The 22,260-nt window shown below is 35.5% G+C and carries 16 protein-coding genes and 1 tRNA gene; 3 read left to right on the top strand and 14 right to left on the bottom strand.

The window, feature by feature from the left end; all coding sequences use genetic code 11:
• Positions 1-43 precede the first annotated feature (43 nt).
• Together J2772_RS10630 and J2772_RS10635 are read left to right on the top strand one after the other, a co-directional pair.
• Entirely contained in the window at positions 44-1,705 is a 1,662-nt protein-coding gene (locus J2772_RS10630) for an ABC transporter ATP-binding protein (RefSeq protein WP_209916414.1), read from the top strand.
• Positions 1,706-1,804: 99 nt separating this feature from the next.
• On the top strand, positions 1,805-2,140 hold the full coding sequence (locus J2772_RS10635) for a DUF3276 family protein (RefSeq protein ID WP_002976288.1): 336 nt from the start codon (positions 1,805-1,807) through the stop codon (positions 2,138-2,140).
• Between the two features lie 149 nt (positions 2,141-2,289).
• Here the strand turns inward: J2772_RS10635 and J2772_RS10640 are convergent, their stop codons facing one another.
• From J2772_RS10640 to J2772_RS10705, 14 genes are all read right to left on the bottom strand, one after another.
• Entirely contained in the window at positions 2,290-7,335 is a 5,046-nt protein-coding gene (locus J2772_RS10640; protein WP_209916416.1) for a DUF4132 domain-containing protein, read from the bottom strand.
• Positions 7,336-7,361: 26 nt separating this feature from the next.
• On the bottom strand, positions 7,362-7,796 hold the full coding sequence (locus J2772_RS10645) for a hypothetical protein (RefSeq protein WP_209916418.1): 435 nt from the start codon (positions 7,794-7,796) through the stop codon (positions 7,362-7,364).
• Between the two features lie 223 nt (positions 7,797-8,019).
• A complete protein-coding gene (locus J2772_RS10650; protein WP_209916420.1) occupies positions 8,020-10,317 on the bottom strand; it encodes an FG-GAP repeat domain-containing protein in 2,298 nt (765 codons plus the stop codon).
• Positions 10,318-10,571: 254 nt separating this feature from the next.
• A tRNA-His gene (locus J2772_RS10655) sits at positions 10,572-10,647 on the bottom strand.
• A 35-nt stretch (positions 10,648-10,682) separates the two neighbouring features.
• On the bottom strand, positions 10,683-11,402 hold the full coding sequence (gene bshB1, locus J2772_RS10660; RefSeq protein ID WP_209916422.1) for a bacillithiol biosynthesis deacetylase BshB1: 720 nt from the start codon (positions 11,400-11,402) through the stop codon (positions 10,683-10,685).
• An 82-nt stretch (positions 11,403-11,484) separates the two neighbouring features.
• Positions 11,485-13,137: a tetratricopeptide repeat protein gene (locus J2772_RS10665; protein WP_209916424.1), complete on the bottom strand. Its 1,653-nt coding sequence runs from the start codon at positions 13,135-13,137 to the stop codon at positions 11,485-11,487.
• An 88-nt stretch (positions 13,138-13,225) separates the two neighbouring features.
• Positions 13,226-14,098 (bottom strand): PstS family phosphate ABC transporter substrate-binding protein, encoded by an 873-nt coding sequence (locus J2772_RS10670; protein ID WP_209916426.1) that lies wholly within the window; start codon positions 14,096-14,098, stop codon positions 13,226-13,228.
• Positions 14,088-14,285 (bottom strand): DUF308 domain-containing protein, encoded by a 198-nt coding sequence (locus J2772_RS10675; RefSeq protein WP_181575119.1) that lies wholly within the window; start codon positions 14,283-14,285, stop codon positions 14,088-14,090. The genes J2772_RS10670 and J2772_RS10675 overlap by 11 nt, the downstream gene beginning before the upstream one ends.
• Positions 14,286-14,363: 78 nt before the next feature.
• Positions 14,364-15,206, bottom strand: a complete 843-nt coding sequence (locus J2772_RS10680; RefSeq protein ID WP_209916428.1) for an energy transducer TonB — start codon at positions 15,204-15,206, stop codon at positions 14,364-14,366.
• Between the two features lie 29 nt (positions 15,207-15,235).
• Positions 15,236-15,802, bottom strand: coding sequence for an ExbD/TolR family protein (locus tag J2772_RS10685; protein WP_209916430.1), 567 nt, complete (start codon positions 15,800-15,802; stop codon positions 15,236-15,238).
• 11 nt (positions 15,803-15,813) lie between these two features.
• A complete protein-coding gene (locus J2772_RS10690) occupies positions 15,814-16,422 on the bottom strand; it encodes an ExbD/TolR family protein (RefSeq protein ID WP_123909906.1) in 609 nt (202 codons plus the stop codon).
• A gap of 61 nt (positions 16,423-16,483) precedes the next feature.
• Positions 16,484-17,347 carry a MotA/TolQ/ExbB proton channel family protein gene (locus tag J2772_RS10695; RefSeq protein WP_129059660.1) on the bottom strand — a complete coding sequence of 288 codons (864 nt, stop codon included), beginning with the start codon at positions 17,345-17,347 and terminating at the stop codon, positions 16,484-16,486.
• A gap of 240 nt (positions 17,348-17,587) precedes the next feature.
• Positions 17,588-20,401 (bottom strand): leucine--tRNA ligase, encoded by a 2,814-nt coding sequence (gene leuS / locus J2772_RS10700; RefSeq protein WP_209916433.1) that lies wholly within the window; start codon positions 20,399-20,401, stop codon positions 17,588-17,590.
• 182 nt (positions 20,402-20,583) lie between these two features.
• On the bottom strand, positions 20,584-21,063 hold the full coding sequence (locus J2772_RS10705) for a lipocalin family protein (protein ID WP_209916434.1): 480 nt from the start codon (positions 21,061-21,063) through the stop codon (positions 20,584-20,586).
• Positions 21,064-21,261: 198 nt separating this feature from the next.
• Here J2772_RS10705 and J2772_RS10710 point away from each other — a divergent pair, with 198 nt between their 5' ends.
• On the top strand, positions 21,262-22,239 hold the full coding sequence (locus tag J2772_RS10710; protein ID WP_209916435.1) for an acyltransferase family protein: 978 nt from the start codon (positions 21,262-21,264) through the stop codon (positions 22,237-22,239).
• The last annotated feature ends 21 nt before the right edge of the window (positions 22,240-22,260 follow it).

Here is a 22,260-nt window from a genome sequence, read left to right on the forward strand (position 1 = left end):
GAATTCGTAGTCTGATGACATTTTTGTAATTTTGTAAAACTATATGAAAGCTCTAAAAACCTTAAACCCCTATTTTTTGAAACACAAAATACTTTTGTTTTGGGGGGTATTATTTATCATTGCCAGTAATTTTTTCAATATATATAAAGTTCAGTTTGTAGGAAAATCTGTAGATGAACTTACCAAAAGCGGAAACCTCGGTTTCAATCAACAGGTGCTTATCTATGTTGGAATCATTGTAGGCTGTTCACTTTTAACCGGATTCTTCACTTTTATGATGCGACAGACGATTATTGTGGCCTCCAGAAGAATTGAGTATGAATTAAAGAATAGGATTTACAGACATTATCAGGATTTATCTTTAACGGATTATAAACAGACTACCATCGGAGATTTAATGAACAGATTAAGTGAAGATGTTGTGGCGGTAAGAATGTATCTTGGTCCAGGCGTAATGTATGTGGCCAACCTTATTGTTCTTGTTCTGATTACGGCAATTTATATGGTAAAAACAGATGCTTCCATGACTTTGTGGACTTTACTTCCACTTCCTATTTTATCTTTTGCTATTTATAAAGTAAGCTCAATCATCAATAAAAAGTCGAAGATCATGCAAAAAAGCCAGTCTGCTATTTCAACTTTTGTGCAGGACAGCTTTTCAGGAATTCGTGTTGTAAAGTTTTTCGCGAGAGAAAAATACATTGAAAAAAACTACGGAATTAAAGTAACCGATTACCAGAACAAAGCATTGGATCTTGCCAAAACAGAAGCTTATTTCTTTACCATTATCTTGTTTGTTATCGGCTTATTGAATGTTGCCGTTATCTGGATTGGAGGAACAAAATATATTGCTGGAGAGCTAAGCATTGGTAAAATTGCTGATTTCTTCATGTATATCAATACCCTAATCTTCCCATTCTCTATGGTAGGCTGGGTAACTTCCGTGAATCAGAGAGCTGAAGCTTCTATGCAAAGGATCAATGAATTTATGGATAAAAAATCTGAGATTGTTAATACCAATTTTGAAACGTATCCTATTAAAGGGGAAATCGAATTCAGAAATGTCTCTTATGTGTATCCCAATACAGGGATCAGAGCACTGGATAATTTAAGTTTTAAAATTAAAGCCGGAGAATCCCTTGCCATTATGGGAAAAACCGGAAGTGGAAAGTCTACCATTGCTCTTCTTTTATGCAGACTGATAGATCCTACTGAAGGAGAAATTCTGATTGATGGAAAAAATCTGAAAGAACATAATCTGCACAACTACAGAAACTTCATCGGATACATTCCTCAGGAAAGCTATTTATTCTCCGATTCTATTGAAAACAACATCGGATTTGCCATAGATCATCCATCACACGAAAAAGTAATTGAGTATGCTCAGATCGCAGATGTTCACAAAAATATTGTGGAGTTTAAGGAACAATATAAAACACTTGTTGGTGAACGCGGGGTGATGCTTTCGGGGGGACAAAAGCAAAGAATTTGCATTGCCAGAGCCCTGATTAAGGACCCAAATATCATTATTTTTGACGATTCTCTGTCTGCTTTAGACACCGAAACAGAGCAGAATATCCTTGAAAACATTGAACAAAAAATTGGTAATGCGACATCCATAATTATCACACACAGAGAGTCTAGCGCTCAAAAAGCACACCAGATTATCAACCTTACCGAAATTACCAATTCTGTAACTGCATAGCTGTTTCATTCCTAATTGTTAAATAAATCATAAAAAAAATTTTGTGATTAAAAGAATTCTTTTATATTTGTTCTTAACAAGATTAAAAAATATCTAACAATGAGTGAATACAAGGAACGCCATGAAAATGAGATTTTCACTAAGGTGTTAAAAGCAGGGAGAAGAACTTATTTCTTTGATGTGCGCGAGACGAAAGCGGGAGATTATTATCTTACAATCACTGAGAGTAAGAAGAATTTCGGAGAGAATGGGGAAGCTACATTCGAGAAGCATAAAATTTACCTTTACAAGGAAGATTTTAAGAGTTTTCAGGAGATGTTTAATGAGTCCACAGATTTCATCATTAATGAAAAGGGTGAGGATGTAATTTCAGAAAAACATGACAAAGATTTCAAAAGCAGATCTTACACTATAGATTCTGACGACGAAGTTTAAAAAAGAATATCTAAAAACACAAGCATCTGAAAAGGATGCTTTTTTTATGTCTTTAAGATTAGAAATTTTCCTTCAGCTAACAATAATTATTTATTCAATTTATATACAAAAAACGGTACGCTTTAAAAGCATACCGTTTTGTTTTTAATTTATACATACTCTCGTTTTATCTGCGATAATATGGTGGGATCTTGTATCTCATTATCCTTAGCTAACAACAAAACCTTAGATAATACTTCTGCTGATTTTGGATCATCATCCGCAAAAGGCAGGAATAATCTTCCTCTGTGTTGGGAATGTACCGGAAGAATGGATAAATATCTTCCCGGAGTCTGATGAACAATCGCACTTCCTAAATGTACACTGTATTCTGCCATTTGTCCTTTTATCAGTACATGCGAGCCTTCAATTTTCACATTATCCAGCTTGAACAGACGTGCAGTTTCCTTCATCAATACCGCCCTCATTTCCATGGATGAATGGCTGGCTTCAGGATCTACACTTCCTACATGTGCTACAGAAACCACCAGATCTACATCCCGCATTACTTCCGAGAATAGCCTTGGATTAATTTCCTCAAAAGGAATATTCTTGTAATCCTTTAATGAATGAAATTCTATTGTTTCCAGGGTTGGACTTTCTATATCTGCAGGTGAAAACCAATCTGCCATTGCATAAAGTTTCACCTGGAAGCCTTCTTTATGATACACTTTCTGTAATCCTTCTTCATAATCAACCTTCCAGCCTCTTGTTTTAAGCAACGCCAATGTCTGTTTTGGCTGAATCTGATGTCCTGCATACCTACGGGAAATAGATTTTTCTTTCAATTCATCAGGTGTAGGAACATAGAGTTCTCTGAATATCTGTTTAAAGGGTTGGATCAGTTTTTCTTTAAAGCAATGATGCTGATACTCGCTCCATACGGAATGCTCATACAAGTCTACACAATGTGCAACACGTAAAGTGTTATCTTTATTTAATTCCTGAATCTCTCCATGCACATTCACAAGGCTTCCGTCATGATAGAAACCTATTTTATCATCATTGGAAATAAATACCAACTTATCTAAATGCTTAACAATAACAGGGTGTTCAAAAAGGGTTTTAATTTCTTTTAAGAAAAATTCGTCACCTCTTATCATGGCTTCTTCCAATCCTTTTCTAGAACGAGTCCACTGTTCCCGCATAATTTTGCGGTTATTGGTTAATTCCACAATGGCTTTATCCTTCTTAATTTTTGGCGGAATAGATTTCAACTGTTTATCATCTCTAAAAACTACCAGCTCTGCTTTTCCGTTATCTTCTATCATTAAGCCCACAGTTACCCCATCAATAGTCACTTGGGTTTCTTTAGATAAAAGAGTTTGAATTTGTTTGGTTTCCATTGCCCAGGTAAGTCTTATCGGATCTGGATACCCGGCATTTCTAGCCAAATTCTCAAGGGCGACACGGATTGCCAGAGCTTCACTCGATTGTTTCATAGAACCAAACTCCCTGCTTTCTTTTTTAAACTGCTGAATGTACTCATATCTGCTCAATACATCTTTCTCTGGATTTGTTTTGCTTAAGGGAACCAGTCCATACACACGAAGATAATCCTGATCACGTTTTTCTTTTACTTTAGCCGTAACTTCTTTGATCTTTAAGCTTCCGGACAAGGTATCGGAATAAAGTCTTGCTCTTCGGTGACCGTTCCCATCCGATATATATTTTGCAGACTCATATAACATTTCCCAACGGGCTTTACCAAGTTCTTTATTGGCTTTTGTAAACCAGTCTTTATCCACAGCTCCATCTTTAAATTCCTGGATATCTACTGATGAATATTTTGCCACCTCACTTTCTAGTTTTGCATTCTGCTCTTCATAAGCACCGGTTTTAGTATGAGCATGCATCCACCAAATTGCTGAATCCAGTCCTTTCCAACCTAAATAACTACTCACCAATGGCTGCCATTGCGGTGCATATACTGCTGCCTGAATCAATCGGAGCTCTGAAATCTTCTCTTTCTTCATGATTTCATCAAACACCTTCTGTGTATCACTTTCTAAAGGATAGCATTCTGAAATTAATTTTGAGAAGAGCTTTTGCTTGGTCATACTTTCATTACCATAGTTGTATATATAATTAGCATATAACCCTGATTTACCCAGCGCTTTCAGAATCTGAGCAAAACGATTGGCTCCATATATGGTCTGAAACTGTTGTACAAAATGAGAAACAGCTGTATTGGAATCTCCCCGGATGAGTTCTATATCAAGGAACTTATCCTGTATTTCGGTAATCATAGGTCTCAGAAAAGGAAATAGCTCCAGATATTTTTCCTTGTTATAATAATTGGTTTTAACGGTTGTAAGTTCTCTGATCGCAGAATCAGCAGTCAGAATTCCTTCATATAACTCTTCTTTTGTAATGAGTTTTAATTCATAAGCTTTACAGAAGAAATAGAAGTTAGGAACAGATTTGCTAATGTTTTCTTTCAATCCGTTATACTGCATCCATCGGTATAAATTCCATTGCTTGATATGCTGTTCATCGGTAAGGCCTACTCTGGGAATAGCATACAAGAAAGGCATGAAAAAATCAAGCTTTTGCCAACCATTACCCTGGTCCTGGTAATAATAATCATTACTATCTTTTCCTTTATAGTTAATAACGCTTTCAGGAAGATTGGCAAAGAGCGTACTGGCAGCATCTAATGCGAAATCTATTCGTTCTTCGAATATAAATTTTTCTTTTAATGAATTCAGAATGATAATGATTGGATTCTCCCATGCAAACCTCCCTTTCATTGGGTTTATTAAAAGATCTTTGTAATAGAATACATAATCCTCCATAAAATCCCTGAAAATTTTTCTGTCACAGCTTTCAGCCAATGTCAATAAAAACAGATCTCTCGGCTGTAAACCTGAATTCAGATACCATTGCTCCCAAACTTCATGCAGGGGATAGTTTGCTGCTAATTGTTCCTTGGTAAAACCTTCTGTATTCCTTTTGATCTGACGGAAAGTATTCCCCATCAGTAAAGTGGTTATAGAGCCATCCCATTCATCAGATTCGTATTCGTGATCTTTATACTGTAAGAATAGATCATTAAGCTTTTTTATTTCAACTTTTATATCATCCATAGGCTTTGTAAACCCATATTTATCATTTTTAGTAGCCTGTGAATATATTGAATCCGATTCTACTTTTGGTAGATCAAACTTTGATACAACATTAGGGTCATAAAAACCATAGCCATTTTCTTCAGAAAGTACGGTATTATCTCCGGATGGATTAATCTGATCCAGTAATCCCTGCTCTCTTTCCGTTATTTTTGATCTTTCAGCATATTGTTTTGTCCAGTTGGCAATCTGAGCGGATACTCTTTTTTCTTTTTGAAGCTGAAGCATAATATCTAATGAGGCTGCGCGTTGCTCCAGATCCCCTTTTCCCATTAATTCTTCAACTAATGGAGTAATAACATTATCATTCTGCTGAATAACAAGTTCTATAAGTTTTTTTCGAAGGACACCTCCTTTTCTTTTAAAGAGATCAAAGAAAACCATGATTTCTTCTTTATTTAAAGGATCTTGCAGCAACACATTGATTCCCGACGCAATTAAAGCTTCTCCCCTATCTTTCAAAATCTTAAAAGCAAACTCTTTTTGAAAAGCAGTTACTTTCAATTTCTTTTTTCCTACTGCATACGACAAAGAATAACAGTAAAATTCACGTAATATATTTCGGGTTAATAACTCCCGCAATGAAAGATCAAACTGATCAAAATAAGAAAGAACAATATCAAGTTTATCACTATCTTCTCCAACCAGATAAAACATAGACGCATACAGGTCACTTTTTTTGAATGCTGCATTCAGCCATGAGAATATTTTCCCTTCAAATTTTTTCTCTTTTATTTCTGTCTTTAATGTCAGTTCATGCAGTTTTTCAAAAAAGTCCGGATAATCTGGATTATTGATAAAGAATTTGGAATCTGTATTGTTACTTAACAGCATAGACATTGGATAGCCAGCAAAAGCTAATACTTCAATATTCCCTTCTAAAACTGCTTTATAATACAATGGCATCTGAATATAAGGATCTGCAGTTTCTATGGCAAATTTAATAGCCAGACATTTCTTCTCCACATCACCCATATCAAAAAGCTGATGCAGATAAGGAACCGTTTTTTCAACATCCTTTACCCCTTGTACCCAAAGTGCCATATACACTTCATTATTATTCTTGCTTTTCATCGCTTCCGGAATCTCTCCCGGATTTTTAAAGTAATGGTCTGCCGATAACAGAATATTTTTTACTACAGATTCTTTTTCTGCCTCCCAGCCCAAGCCGGTCCATGTATCTATAGCTCTTACAACAGACGAGAAACGAGTGAGCTTTTGGTCAATAATCACATTGATCATGTACTCCAATGCACCAACACTTGTTTCATCCAAAGCCTCTAGTATGGTTTGACGTAAGCCTTCCTGTCTCTGTGCTGCCAGTAAAAGTTTTTCTACCAGTTCCCAACATTTTTTCTGTTTGCTATTGAGTAAAGCTTTAATAATATTCAGGGAAACTTTTCCTTCCGGATCTTTATTGAAAATAATATCTTCAATCAATTGATAGATTGCTGCATTTCCAGCATCTATTGCTGCAGACCAAATGTAAAAACGACTTGAATTGTGGATAAATTCATTATCATAAATAATCTGTTCTTCTAAAGACAAATCAAAATTCTGGTCGCCGTTATAAGAATAAATACAAGGGAATATCATTAGCTCCCGTATAAAGTTAACCTGGTTAAGCAGTATATAATCTTCACGATGAGGAGCGCGGAAAGAACGTCTTGAATAGCTATTCTGATACATTTTGTAGGGCATCTTATTCCATGTACCTTTTACAAGTTCAGCATTTTCTCCAAAGAGATAAACTAATAAGTTATAGTAATCCTGATCTTCCCAAATATCAGGTTTGATATATTCTTTGAGTTTTTCAGCTTCTTTTGAACCTAAATTTATTCTTTCAAAATAATTAGGTTTACCCTTCAGCAATCTGCCTAATTCTGCTACTTCTTTTGTAAGGATTGGTCTATCCGGAAAAAGTGAAGACGGAACACCCTGCTCCGAATGTTCCAATAAGTCTTTCCGCTGTTTTTCATAAAAGTTTTGAATGAGTTTTTTCGATTCTAATTTTTCTGTGATTTCCATGTATTTTGTTTGTTAATATAGTTTGATTACCAATAACTGCCTGCAAGAAATGCAAGCCTGATAAAGGTAAATGGGTGTTGTAGATTCAAATCTATTGTTTGGTCAAGGCTTTCAAGTTGTTCATCATGATAAAAAACCGCGAACATCCCATCTTCAAATGCCTGAATGGCATTATCCTTTGCTTTTTGCACGTCTGCTTTTTTAAGGTTATAAATACTTCCAAAGCCTACCTTACCGGTATCTGTAAGAATGTTCAGATAATTATATGCTGGATTTTTAGGAAAATCTTCATCTTCAACGTCAAATGATTTGGCATTAAACTCTGCGACCTGCTGCTCAACGATTAGCTTTAATAAATTTTCTAAAGAGATAACTGAATCTTCGTAAGCGATTTCAATTTTTTGTTCCGAAAGAACAGGATGCTTCCTGCCCAACTGTTTTACAGTGACTTTTATATCCATATTTGAACTTAGTGTGTTTAAATATAGTGAAATTTAAAAATCATATTGTATCAAATTGAGTTTTTATGACGAATATCAAGAAAAGCAGTGAAAATTTTCAATCTGATCGTTTTAATAGTATCTTTTAGCTAAAACCTTTTAAAGACTTATTATATTAAAAAAACGGGCAAAAGCCCGTTCCAATTGATATTATTATATATTTTACACTTCCGCTGATAGCGAATCATGGCTTCAGAAAACTAAATAACTGGCTTGGAAGTTCATCCTGACAAGGATCTGAATTTTTATTTTCTCTACTACTATTATTTTCATTATTTACAACCTTGGTAGAAGAAAACATAACGATACCACCATCTTTTCTAAGGGTAACCAATTCTTCATTTTTGGAGCTTGAATCAAACTTCCCCAAACACATAATATTATCCTCAATCTGCATAATAGGAAAGTTTTCAGCACCATCATTAGATAAACCATTTCCATTTAACTGAAAGACCCTATAGAACCCATCAAAATTCCTCTGAGCAACAATTTCTCCCACTCCATCACCATCAAGGTCTCCTACAGCTAGTCCCTTCCAATCTGAATCTGGGCCCCATTCCGTAGATTTGGCAATTTCTGTCAATACACCATTATCATCTACATCATAAACATGTATCCCATTATACAAAGAATCAGCAGCTCCAGCATCAACAAGCAATACGATCTCATCTTTTGCATCACTATCAAGATTACCAGATGCAATTGCTTTGATTTTAGAATTTGCCGACAAATTGAGGGGATTAGCATGAACTAATTGAGGGCTTGTTCCATTAAACTGGTAGACAAAAATTTCTTTATCAAAATTCCTAACTGCAATAAAATCATCTTTACCCCCACTGATAAAATTTCCGGCGGTAATACCCGCCCATTCCGATTGGGCTCCATATCCTGTATATCTGGCCTGTTCGACTAGGCTGTTATTTTCAATTTTTAAAACATAAAAACCATTTTCATTAGCATCTGCATGATCATTTAATGCAATAATCTCACTTTTACTGTCTCCAAAAAAGTCCCCTGCAGCCAGACCTTTCCAATTATTGGAACCACTGTATATTTTATTGTTGGTAACCGGACGAAAACCTTTATTATAAGGTTCCAAAGTTTCCATCATCCCATCAATACTTCTGATAACCACAAATTCTTCTTCATTATCTCCATCAAAATTGCCCTTCGCAACTCCTCTCCAATCAGAATTTCTTCCATATTTATGGTCGGTATTGACAGGTACAATTAAATTTTCAAAATTTGACATTAGTGCCAATGTTATAGAAGATTCATCTACAGTTATACTGTCATAATAATGTTTAGCAGCCTGCAGATCAGCTACCGTCTGATACAACGTTTGATCATCATATTCTGATAAATAAAGCCACATATAAGCAGGATAGGTTCCGTATCTGGGACGAGTAGGTGGATTTGGCGGTACTATTTCATCATCCTTTATATCCCAGTTTTCGTCATTATAGTTGACTCCGTTTTTTATGACTAAAGGAGATATATAGATATCTTTTGTAAACGTTTTATAATAAGCTTCCATATCAGAAGTGGTGTAAATAGGAATTCCATCTTTTACAATACCATACTTATGACATTCGTAAGGGAAACTTGCCGTCAGATTAGCATGGGATACATCTTCCCGTAAATCATCAAACTTCCAATAGGTCCAGATATTTGAACCCAGAAGAGGATTAAAATGGGTATTAGATTTTATAAAGTTGGCAATTTGATTAAGCTGTGTCACATAAATACTATCCTTTGTTGCTCTAAACATATGTACCAGTACTCTTCCAGCAGAGCTTTGCATATTAAAGGGTAAAATTACATTCGGATAATTTAATTCATCGGGTGCATTTCGCTCCTTATAATAGCCTATACGATCGCTAGAATTAGGAATAGGTTCAGTATGCCATTGATCTTTGTGATAAAAAAGTGTTTCTTTTATCCGTTGTATAAGATCATCTGCAATAGCATTATAGTTCATCCCATAATAACGGCTACCTGCAACTGTGTCTGCAACTAAACTTTGAAGTGATTGGTCATTTTTAATTATTCCAGCAAATTTAGCCATGGGATACATGATATTAGTGCTATGAACCAAGTGGGAATAAGCTTTTCCTGAATCCGCCTTTTTATTATAATGATTATTTGACCAAGCCGCACCTAAGTTTCCTTGATGATCGTAGATTGGAGCCAGACCAATCTGATGTCTAAGATCATTCCTTCTGCTGATAGTATTTCCCATACATTTTATTAGCGTTTCTGCATATGGCTTTTCTTTAGTTTTTTCATACATCAATACCAACGCTTCCATATGAGCAGGCACAGCCCATGCAAACTCAAGTTGGTTTGAACTGCCTGAACTACTCAACCATATATTGAACCCCTTAGCATCAAACATGCGTTTGTAATAGGACTGGGGACTCGACTGAGAATAAAATTTCATTGCCAATAAGACAATAATGATTGTAAAAAGTTTTTTCATAATAATTAGTTTTTGAAGCGAAGTAGTTTAAAAAGATATGATCTCATGATTAGTCAACCAAATATAAAAGTTTTGATGACTATATCCAGAATCTGTTTAAAGAATTACGAAAAAACCATTTTCCACCTATGACCTGAAGAATATAAGCGAAGCAAGGGAAAAAGTTATTATGAAAAAAGGGAAAAAAAAGAAATATTTTTTACTCAAACTGGTATAAAATAAAAAAGTACACTTTCAAAAAGTGTACTTTCTTTGGGTGAATGAGGGGTCTCGAACCCCCGACCTTCGGAACCACAATCCGACGCTCTAACCAACTGAGCTACAATCACCGTTTTCTGAGTGCAAATATAGGACAATTTCCTCAACTACCAAACAATTCCGTCAAAATTTTTCAAAGAAATTAATCTTTCTGACGTAAATCCCTCAGCATAAGTAACTCCCGATAATCGACCTAAATCCTGGGCACGGTACGTTAAACTTTCAAAAAAGTCTTTTGTAGTAATTGGGGTTTGAGGTTCCTTAGAAGTTGGGTCATAAAACTGAGTTTTATAAGCCATACATGAAGCAATCTTTTTATCCAGGAACTCTGAAATGTCTATAACGAACTCCGGTTTGATATCTTTCCACTGAATATAGTGAAAAACATGCTTGGGTCTCCACACTTCCTGAGTTTCTCCCTCCACTACCGTCTCAATTTTTCTCAGCCCGGACAAAAAGCACGCATCTGATACTAATTTCGCTCCTTTTGCATGGTCTGGATGTCTATCGTCAATTGCATTAGCTAAGACGATTTCCGGCCTGTATTTGCGGATCATTTTTACAATCCTCATTTGGTATTCTTCAGAATTTACCAAAAATCCATCTTTCATTCCCAGGTTCTCTCTTGCGGAGAGCCCAAGGATTTTTGCAGCATCTGCCGCTTCTGATTTTCTTGTTTCATCTGTACCTCTTGTTCCGAGTTCTCCTCTTGTGAGATCTACCACAACACATTTTTTTCCCTCAGCAACCATTTTGGCAATTGTTCCTCCGCATCCCAATTCTACATCATCAGGATGTGCACCAAAAGCAAGTATATCTGTTTTCATAGTATCAAAGATAAGGTTTAAAATAAAAACTTCCCAAACATTACGAATGGGAAGTTTTAATATCTATAATTTAAATTTTAAATTACTTGTTGATCTCTGCGTTTAATTTTACAGCATCCTGATAAGTTGGATCTAACTGTAAAGATTTAGCAACATAATCTTTTGCTTTTGCCACATCAGAATCTTTACTCATATAAGCTACCGCAAAGTAAGCGTAAGCAAGAGTCTGCTTGTTAGCTTCCTGTTCAGCAGGCTTTACAGTACTGATGAACTTTTCATAAGCTAATTTAGCAGCATCATTGTTTCCTGCCTGTTGGTAAGAATACCCCTGGCTGTAATAAGCCGGTGCCCAATCAGGAAGAAGTGCTGACATTTTCTGCCACGTAAGAATTGCTCCGTTCCAGTTTTTAGCATCCTGATAAGCTGTTGCTAATTTGAATAAAGCATCAGAATCCTGGTTGTTAGCAGCTACTTGTTTCTTCAATGCTTCGATAGCAGGGTTAGTAGGTCCTTTATCAGCTTCTGCTTGAGAAGCACCACCACCTCCAGCAATGTTTGCCAATTCTAAATCCCACTTCATTGTTTCGTCTTTTGCCGCTTTAGCAATAGCAATTTTTTGCTGAGATTCTGTTGTTAGAGCAGATTTTTTAGCAGCATCTTTTTCGTCTTTTGCTAATCCTGCAGCGATAAGTCCTTGTAAACCTTGGTCAGCAGGCAATACTCTTGATTTGTCAGCCTGAGCAACGAAAGTATCCATATTCTGTTTTGCATCTGCATAATTTCCATCTGCATAAGCCTGATAAGCTCTTAATTTAAACTTAATAGGATCATCAATTTTATCAAAAATCTTATCCAATACAGCTTTAGAATTTACATAATCTTCGTTAGTGAAGTATAATTTTGCAATTTCTAATTGAGTATACGGATCTTCGTCAGCATATTTTGTATAGTTGATAAGGTCTTGTGTAGCCTTAGCATTTTGTTGGTATCTGATATCATATCCAGCCAATGCTTTGTATGCCGGTGCATAAGTAGGATCTACAGCGATTGCTTTATCTACACTTTCTTTAGCTTTCTGCCATATCTGAGCAGCCATCCATAATGTAGCCATTCTTGTATAAACAGAAGCTTTATTTTTAGCTAATGGTAATGCTTTGTCATAAGCACTCATAGCATCACCTGGAGATCTTTTCAATCTGTAAGCATCTCCTAATGTATAATAGTAATGTGCAGGAACTCCTTTTTTCTCAGCTTTTTCAATTGCTTTAGTCAGGAATTGAATAGCAAGATCCGGAGAACTGTTCTTTTCAAATAAAGTTAAAGCTTCTGCTGCTCTAAATAATACTTCAGCATCTTTCTCTTTAGAATCGGTTACGATTTTTTGAATTTCAGCAACAGCACTTTTATCGCCTTTTCCAAGCTTTACGGTAGCTAAACCAATTTTGTTAACAAAGCTTTTTGCATCTGCAGCCAATCCTTTATTAAAGTTTTCAGTAGCCTTTGCATAATCTGGTTCTCCTTGCTTTAAGAAAGTATTTCCTAAATAGAAATAATTTTCAGCTGTTGGCTCTTTAGCGATCATATCAGTGAAGTTCGTTTTTGCCTGAGCAAATTTATCACTGTCTATACTGTTAATACCATCCTGCAATGTCTGTGCAGAGGCAAAACCGGTAAAAAATACCACGGCTGCTCCAAAAGCAATCTTCTTTACATTCATATTCATTATATCTTTCATTTTATATTTTCTAATAATTGAGTTATATGCTACACAATTTTCAGACCAAAATATTTTGTATAAGGGTAAATTGTGAATTTAATCATTTTTAACGCATCTGCACCTCTCTTTTGTACAGATTGTAAGGCTGTAAACCTTCTTTTTGAACAATTTTCTGTCCTAAATGAGTACATGAAAATCTAATAAATCCGTTAGCAATATTGAAATTGCCCTCGTTTTCCAGAAAATAAAGAACTCTTGTAAACGGATATTCCATAGAACGGAGTCCGTCAAAATCTGCATTGTACGCTTTTCCTTTATCCACCACCGGAAGAACTTTAACCATTTCTCTCAGCTTCTCAGAAGTTTTATCATAAGGACGGCTAAAAGTATTAAGTCCAATAACACCTATTTTATTAGGATATTCTCCCAGCACCTCAATAATCTTCTGATTTCCAGGAATAATGGAATACTTAAGCTCTTTAGGCTGTTTTTTTAATTTCTCAGCCACAAAGTTCAGATTACTGGAGTTGGTTCCGTCGAAAATAAAATCTTTGCTATCTGAAAGAAGTCCACTATTGATCTCATCCATTGAAATACTTTCTTTTGGTGAGTCTTTTGGAACTACAAAAACGACAGCATCTGCTGCAAATTTAGCAGGAAGAAACTTCAGGTCTGTTCTTTCTTCGTAAGTTTTTATTTCTTCGGGATTAAGGTTTCTAGACATTACAATTACCTTAGCATTGCCATGCAATAGATCCAAAAAGCCTAAATCTTCTTTTTTTGTCTCTACTTTAATACGCGTTTCAGGATAATTAATCATATAACCATCCGCTAATGCTTCTGTAACACTTTGAAAAGATTCATCTGTAAAAATCGTAAGATCACCTTTATTATAGGAAGGAGATTTATCCTCTTTTTTGCAGCCTGTCATCATAATACCTATTACAAAGACAAGTGCAATTTTAAAACTATTCTTCATCTTTAGATTTTTTGATTTTAGAAACAGCCCTATAGATTCTGAATATACCATATATAACAAGCACTGCTCCTAAAGCATAAGCAATAGCAGGCTCCAAAATAGTAAAAAAGAATTTATAGATAATGACTACAATTCCTAAAACGATATAAAACAATCCCGTAACCAGGGATAACCAATTGAACATCATGTAACAAAAATACCAAAAAAAATAAAAAGAGAAGCATATGCTTCTCTTTTTATTTATATTCTGAATAAATAAGTCTAATTATTCAAAGTTCATAGTAAATGGTACGCTATAGTAAGATCTTACGCTTTCCCCATTTCTCTTAGCAGGAGTCCACTTTTTAAGTTTCTTAACTACACGAATTGCTTCATTGTTGAAGTCGCTATTTGGAGATTTCTCTTCAATAGTAACTGCAGAAACAGTTCCATCTTTTTCTACAACGAACTTAAGCTTAGCTTTAAGGGTACCTTCACCTCCTTCCATTAATGAAGTATCGAAGTTTTCTCCTAAGAATTTTCTTAATGCACCCATACCTCCAGGATATTCTGCAGATTGGTCTACATCTTTGTAGATTTCGTTAGGGTTATTCGCTTTCACTTCTACTGTACTAGCTTTAGTACCTGTAGATGGTGGTGGCGGTGGTGGTGTATAAGCCGGAGCTTTAACTCCCTCCTGATTATTCAAACCAGTTGTAGTTTCCAACTGCTTAGAAATTGGTGGTGGTGGAGTTTCAATCTTCGGAGCTTTTACAGGCTCAGGAACAACGTTCTGAATTACCTCAATTTTCTCCTCCTCTTTTGGTGGTGGAGGTGGTGGAGGTGGTTCTTCTTCTTTAGGCTGGTCAATAATCGGTTCTTCTTCAAGGATATCTACAAGTTCTGCCTTTACTTCTTGCTTAGGCGGAGCTGTAAGATTCTTGATCGTAAGATAGATGAACGGCGATAAAGCTGCCAAAAGGAATAATGCTGTTCCGATAATAAATGACTTTGTTAAAAGTCTCGGATACTGATGTCTAAGATCATAGGCACCATATTCCTTGTTTCTATTTTCAAATACGATTTCGTCTAGAGTAAGATTCTGACCGTATACATTTTCATCTGCCATAGATTAGATATAACAATTTTATGGTTAAATTACTTTGTAGCAGCCGGTGCAGCAGCACCTCCTACTTTCTTATCATAAACAGCTTTTTCCCAAGCTTTCACATCGGTAACCCCGTATTGTTCGCTCTTAGTAATTGCCATTTCGTCAAGAATATCAACAAAGTTCTTATATACAGCATCGTCAGTTGGCTTAATGATCACGGTAAATTTCGTTTGATCTGCAGCTCTAGATTTTGCCTGCTGAATTACTTTTCTAATTCCTTCTCTATCAAAACTAGTTTCCATAAGAGTTTGGTCATTCAAGGAAGTAGCATCCTGCTGGTGCCAAAACACTTTATTACCTTTTCCTAATAAGATAGAAATTGAGTTAGAAAGTTTAATTTCTGTTGGTGGAGGTTTAGGAGCATCTGGCTTTGGTTTTGCCGGAAGACCTAAGTCCATAACATTCGGTTTACTGAATGTAGTTGTGAACATAAAGAAGGTAATCAATAGAAAACCCAAGTCCACCATCGGAGTCATATCGACTCTGGTACTTTGCTTCTTGGAACGGACCTTGCCGCCCTTGCCGCCTTTCTCTTGTACTTGTACTTCTGCCATTTCTATCGATATTATTCGTTAGGTTTACCTTCTTGTGATGTAATCAACCAAAATTTAAGAAAATCAATATCTCTTAAACCCTCAAACAGGCCTTTAACTTTAGGGTATTGAGTTGTAACGTCTCCTTTAATTGCTAACTTGTAGTCAGGGTTAACGCTCAAACTTTCTTTTACCCAGTCAATTAACTGCTTATTTGTACTGTCCATAGGAATACCTGTAGGACTCTTATAATTTTTCTGCTCATCTGCAGGCATGTCCAAATAACCTTTTAGTTGGTTCATTGGAACTCCAATTGCCTGAACTTTCTGGAATGCAGCTTTTTGGTTATTGTCAAAAGTAATACCATACTTTTTTCCCATTTTATCCAAAAGAGCAACTCTTTCTGATGCGTTTTCTACTGGTTGGAAATAGAATTTTCCATCCGGAGTAGCGTTGATAGTCATTAAACTAGCATCAGGAAGCAATTTTTCCGAAATTGAAGATGGCGGTTTGATCTGCTCCACGTCAGGTTTTTTAAACTGAGTGGTCAAGATAAAGAACGTAAGAAGTAGGAACGCAACGTCACACATTGCGGTCATGTCCGTCACTACTCCATGTCTTTTAGGTTTGACTCTCGCCATTATTATAAAATATTTTTAATTAAACTTCTTTTAATTGCTAATGCAAATATCTTGCAAATTCTTAGTTGAATTCAGCGAAAGACTGCTGGATGCTCATAGAGATCTCATCGATCTTATAAGTTAATCCATCAATTTTAGATGTAAAGAAGTTATAAAGGATAATAGCGATAGCTGAAGTACCAATACCTAATGCCGTGTTAATCAAGGCCTCAGAGATACCTGTAGATAGAGCAGCAGCATCTGGTGTACCACCTCCTGAACCTAATGCAAAGAACGCCTTGATCATCCCGATTACCGTTCCTAGTAGTGCTACTAACGTTGCAACTGTACCTAAAGTAGAAAGGATCATCATGTTTTTCTCAAGCATTGGCATCTCAAGAGTTGTAGCTTCTTCGATAGCTTTGTTAAGCGCTACCATTTTCTGCTCTTTATTTAATGTGTTATCGTGAGCTAGAGCTTTGTAAGTAGTAAGACCTTCTTTTACTACGTTTCCAACAGAACCTTGTTGTCTGTCACACTCTTCGATAGCTTCGTCAATTTTGTTTTGGTTTAGTAAGCTTCTTACTTGTACTACGAAGTTATCTAAGTTTCCTTTTCCAGCAGCTTTACCAAGAACGAAATATCTTTCAAAAGAGAAAACAATTACTGTAATCATGAAAGTAATCAAGATTGGTACAATAACCCCTCCTTTGTAGATAATACCTAAAAACGACTCTGGGTGAATGTCTTTTCCTTCAATGCTTGAAAAAGCTACAGATCCACTTCCTAGTTTGTCTGCGTCTTTAAAGTTTCCTGGGCTACCAAGAACAAATAAATAAATACATACTCCTATAGCAAATAGAATAGGAATAATAACAGCTGGATTTAAACCTCCTGCCTTTCTAGCAACTACTTGCTCATCATTTTTTGAAACATTCATTTCCATATTTAACTAAATTATATTGTTTTAAAATTTTACAGGGTGTAAATTAAAGGCAAAATTAATTAAAATGCAAGAGTCTTAATTAAACATTTTGCTTTTTTTTGATAAAGAAAATTTAATACGATTTCGATATAATAATTATTCTTAATTATTTTATTTATTTTTTCCAAATTTAACATTTGAGTTAAAAAATCATAAAAATAAGACACCCATTTTTTTTAATTTCCCAATGTTAATTTTTTTTTAAATTACGATATTCACAATACGGTGAGGGACTACAATGATTTTTTTAGGAGTTTTACCCTCCAAAATCTGTTGCATTTTCTCATTTGAAATCACCAAATCTTCTACCTCCTTAGCAGATAATTGAGCTGAAAGAGAAATTTTGAACTTCATTCTACCATTTACGCTTACCGGATATTCAATTTCATCTTCAATCAGATAATCTTCGTTTAATGCCGGAAACTTCTCGAATTCGATAGATGTATCATGTCCTAATAAACTCCACAATTCTTCACAGATATGCGGTGCATATGGAGAGATGATAACGGCTAAAGGTTCTAAAATATTGCGCTTGTTACATTTTAATTTCTGAAGTTCATTTACAGCAATCATAAATGATGATACTGAAGTATTGAAAGAGAAGTTTTCAATATCGTAAACTACTTTCTTTATTAAGGTATGTAAAACTTTATATTCCGCTTTTGTAGGTTCTTCTTCAGAAATTTCAAATACATCTCCGTTGAAATAAAGGTTCCAGAATTTTTTAAGAAAACCATATACTCCACTTAGCCCTTGTGTATTCCAAGGCTTGGATTGCTCTAATGGTCCTAAGAACATTTCATACAGTCTTAATCCGTCAGCTCCATATTCTTCACAGATGTCATCAGGGTTTACTACATTGTATTTAGACTTGGACATTTTCTCTACTTCACGGTCTGTGATGTATTTTCCATCTTCCAAAATAAATTCTGCATCTGCATAGTCTGGTCTCCATGCTTTGAATGCTTCAGTATCCAATTCATCAGATGTTCCCTTTAATAAGGCTACATCAACATGGATCTGTTGAGTCTGGTATTCGCTCGCTAAATTTTTAGATACATATTTATTAGTACCGTCAATTCTGTACACGAATGCACTCATCCCCAAGATCATTCCCTGATTGATTAATTTCTGGAAAGGTTCATCATGATTGATATACCCTCTGTCTTTTAAGAACATATTCCAGAAGCGGGAATACAATAAGTGACCGGTTGCGTGCTCACTACCTCCTATATATAAGTCTACCTGTCCCCAATAGTCTGAAAGATTCTTTGCAGAGAACTCTCCATCATTTTGTGGATCCATATATCTAAGGAAATACCAAGAGCTTCCAGCCCAACCCGGCATTGTAGATAATTCTAATGGGAAAATAATTTTATCATCAATTAAATCTGTAGAAACCACCTTCTGGTTTACCTCATCCCATGCAAATGTTTTAGCATTTCCTAATGGTGGATCTCCATCTTCAGTTGGTAAATATTTTTCAACTTCAGGAAGTTCCAATGGTAACGCAGAAACTGGCAACGTGTATGGCATTCCATCCTTATAATATATAGGAACCGGTTCTCCCCAATAACGCTGTCTTGAGAAAATGGCATCACGCTGTCTGTAATTCGTAGTTCCGTGACCGATACCTTTCGTTTCAATTTCTGAAATTATTTTTGACTTGGCATCATTATAACTTAGTCCGTTTAAGAAATCTGAGTTTACACAAACAGAGTCTTTAGAATCGAAAGAGTTTTCCTGAACGTCTTCTTCTGTTTCTACAACTTTTTTAATTTCTAAATTAAATTTCTTTGCAAATCTGTGATCACGCTCGTCATGTGCAGGAACTGCCATTACTGCTCCCGTTCCATAGCCCATCAATACATAATCTGAAATATAGATTGGCATTTTTTCTCCGCTGAACGGATTAATTGCATAACTTCCCGTGAAAGCTCCGCTAACGTTTTTCACGTCAGACATTCTATCTCTCTCGGTTTTTTTGGAAGTTTCTTCTATATAAGTATCTACTTCTACTTTTTGAGCAGCTGTAGTAATAGTATCTACTAAAGGATTTTCCGGTGCCAATACCATAAAGGTTGCTCCAAAAATGGTATCAGGTCTTGTTGTGAAAACTTCAACAACCTCATCATGACCTTCTACCTGGAACTGAACCTGCGCTCCCTGAGATTTTCCGATCCAGTATTCCTGAGAATCTTTCAAAGGTTGTGGCCAGTCTAATGTAGAGAGACCTTGTAGTAATCTTTCAGAATATGCAGAGATTCTCATACTCCACTGCATCATTTTCTTTTGGAATACAGGGAATCCTCCTCTTTCAGATTTCCCGTCTTTTATCTCATCATTCGCTAAAACGGTTCCCAATGCAGGACACCAGTTTACAGTAGTCTCTGCTCTGTACGAAAGACGATAGTTTAATAAGATATCTTCTTTATCAATATCGGAAGCACTAGCCCATTCTTCTGCAGTGAAATTTAATTCATCATTTTGATTGGCATTTAAGCCTTCTGTACCTTTTTGTTCAAAATGTTGGATTAAGGTATCAATAGCTTCTGCCTTATCTGTATTTTTATTATACCAAGAATGATACAGTTCAATAAAGATCCACTGTGTCCATTTATAATAAGATGCATCAGAAGTTCTTACTTCTCTGCTCCAATCGAATGAGAATCCGATTTTTCTTAACTGCTCTTCGTATCTGTTGATATTTTGTTCTGTAGTGATTGCCGGATGCTGCCCTGTCTGGATTGCATACTGCTCAGCAGGAAGCCCAAAGCTGTCATAACCTACCGGATGGAGAACGTTAAACCCTTGGTGTCTTTTATATCTCGCATAGATATCTGACGCAATATACCCCAGTGGATGTCCTACGTGAAGTCCTGCTCCGGATGGGTACGGAAACATATCGAGTACATAAAATTTAGGTTTATCGGTATTATTGGAGGTTTTATAGGTTTGATTGTCCTCCCAGTATTTCTGCCACTTTTTTTCTATCTGCTGATGATCGTAAAACACTTTATATATATGTTATATGTTAGACTTTAATATTGAATTGTTTTTCTTTTAAACAAGACTCACAAAAATAATGATTTTAAAGGAAATAGAAATTTAATTTATGATGAATTGCAATTCCCCGTTAAACAGAAAGGTCCCACCCGAAGATGAGACCTTTATTTACTATATCCTGAAGTATACTATTAAGGTTTAGGGCTTACCCTTTTAAACGTAACAGTTCTTGTTTTGTATATTGTAGGATCTTCGGTTTCTACTCTTATTGATAAGTTGAGCGTAGTTGCATCCAGGGTAACAACTTTTGTATTTTCTGGCGCTACCACTCCCTGATATTTCAATTGAAGAGCCTTACTGCTCTTGTCATACGAGTAGGTAAAGTTTTTATCAGGTAAAATATTACAAGCCGTTCCCGTAATAGGATCCTCCACATCTATTCTTTTCCCGGTTGTCTCTGTACTGAACCACCATCTGGATTGTTTCTGACAGTCGGTATAAGTAATCACATCTGAAATTGGTTGCTCACCTACCTCAACAGTAGTAACCACCTCTTTTTGCGGTTGCCAGAATCCAATAATCGGTTCTTCTATAACAATTTCGTTGCTATTATTACATCCGGTGGTTACCAATAATGATAAACCAAAAAATAGTAGTGCTAATTTCTTCATAGATCAATTTTTTCAAGGGCTAAAATTATAATTTTTTTGATTTATATTACTATTTTTTATGAAAAATTATTTTATCAGCTTTTATTTATACATATTTTAAAACTAAAAGAGACCATATTGCCTTTATTTAACAAATATTGAACATTCGAAAACACCTCTGTTTTATTAAAAAAGTTATTTTTGTAGTAAAGAAAAAAAATGCAAGATATAACGAAAAACAATTTTGACTTCATCCGTGTTCTCCTCGCTTTTATTGTATTTGTGGGACATTTGGGTGCTTTAAGTGCTTCTGAAAAGCTTTCTTTTTTAACACATAGCCCTGTTGAACTCGCAGTTTTCTCGTTTTTCATTGTAAGTGGATTCTTAATTGCAAGAAGCTACGAAAGGTCTTCCAGTCTAAAAAGTTATGCAAAAAAAAGATTCAATAGAATTGTTCCTGCTTACTTACTTGTTGTATTTCTTTGTGCTACCCTCCTAAGCTTGGTAAGCACCCTACCTATCTCTGAATATTTTGGTAATACACAGGTTTATAAATACCTGTTCTGGAACTCAATATTCCTCAACTTTAAGGCTCCGTGGCTTCCGGGTGTATTTGGAAACCAGGCTGTAAACGGAGCACTATGGACGCTTAAGATCGAAATGTGCTTTTATATAGCCGTTCCGCTCATGTTTTTACTGTTTGGGAAAAACAATAAATACCGTACCATTAGCCTGATCGTACTGTATTTTCTTTCTCTGGTTTATCTGAATTATTTCGAAATGGCCGGAAAAGCAGCACTTTCCAGACAGCTTCCTGGCTCATTATGTTATTTTATCGGCGGAATGCTTCTGTATTTTCACTTTGATAAGTTTATTCAATATAAAAATATTCTTTTCATCACTGCTATCGTTACGGTTTGGATTGATCTTATTTTTGAAATAAAGCTTTTCTCACCCATAATGATTAGTATTATTGTTCTGTATATTGCCTACTCCTTCAAGTTCCTGAATAATTTCGGAAAATATGGGGATTTCACGTACGGAATTTATATCTTCCACTTCCCTATCATCAGAGTATTTGCAACTTTGGGCCTTTTTGCCAACTACAATCCTTATATCATTAGCATTCTATGCATGTTTGTTGTTATTGGAGTAGGAATTGCTTCATGGCACCTGTATGAAAAAAGATTTTTATAATTTTACATAATATTTTACCAC

Source organism: Chryseobacterium jejuense, assembly GCF_017877355.1.
GTDB classification, from domain to species: Bacteria; Bacteroidota; Bacteroidia; order Flavobacteriales; family Weeksellaceae; genus Chryseobacterium; species Chryseobacterium jejuense_A.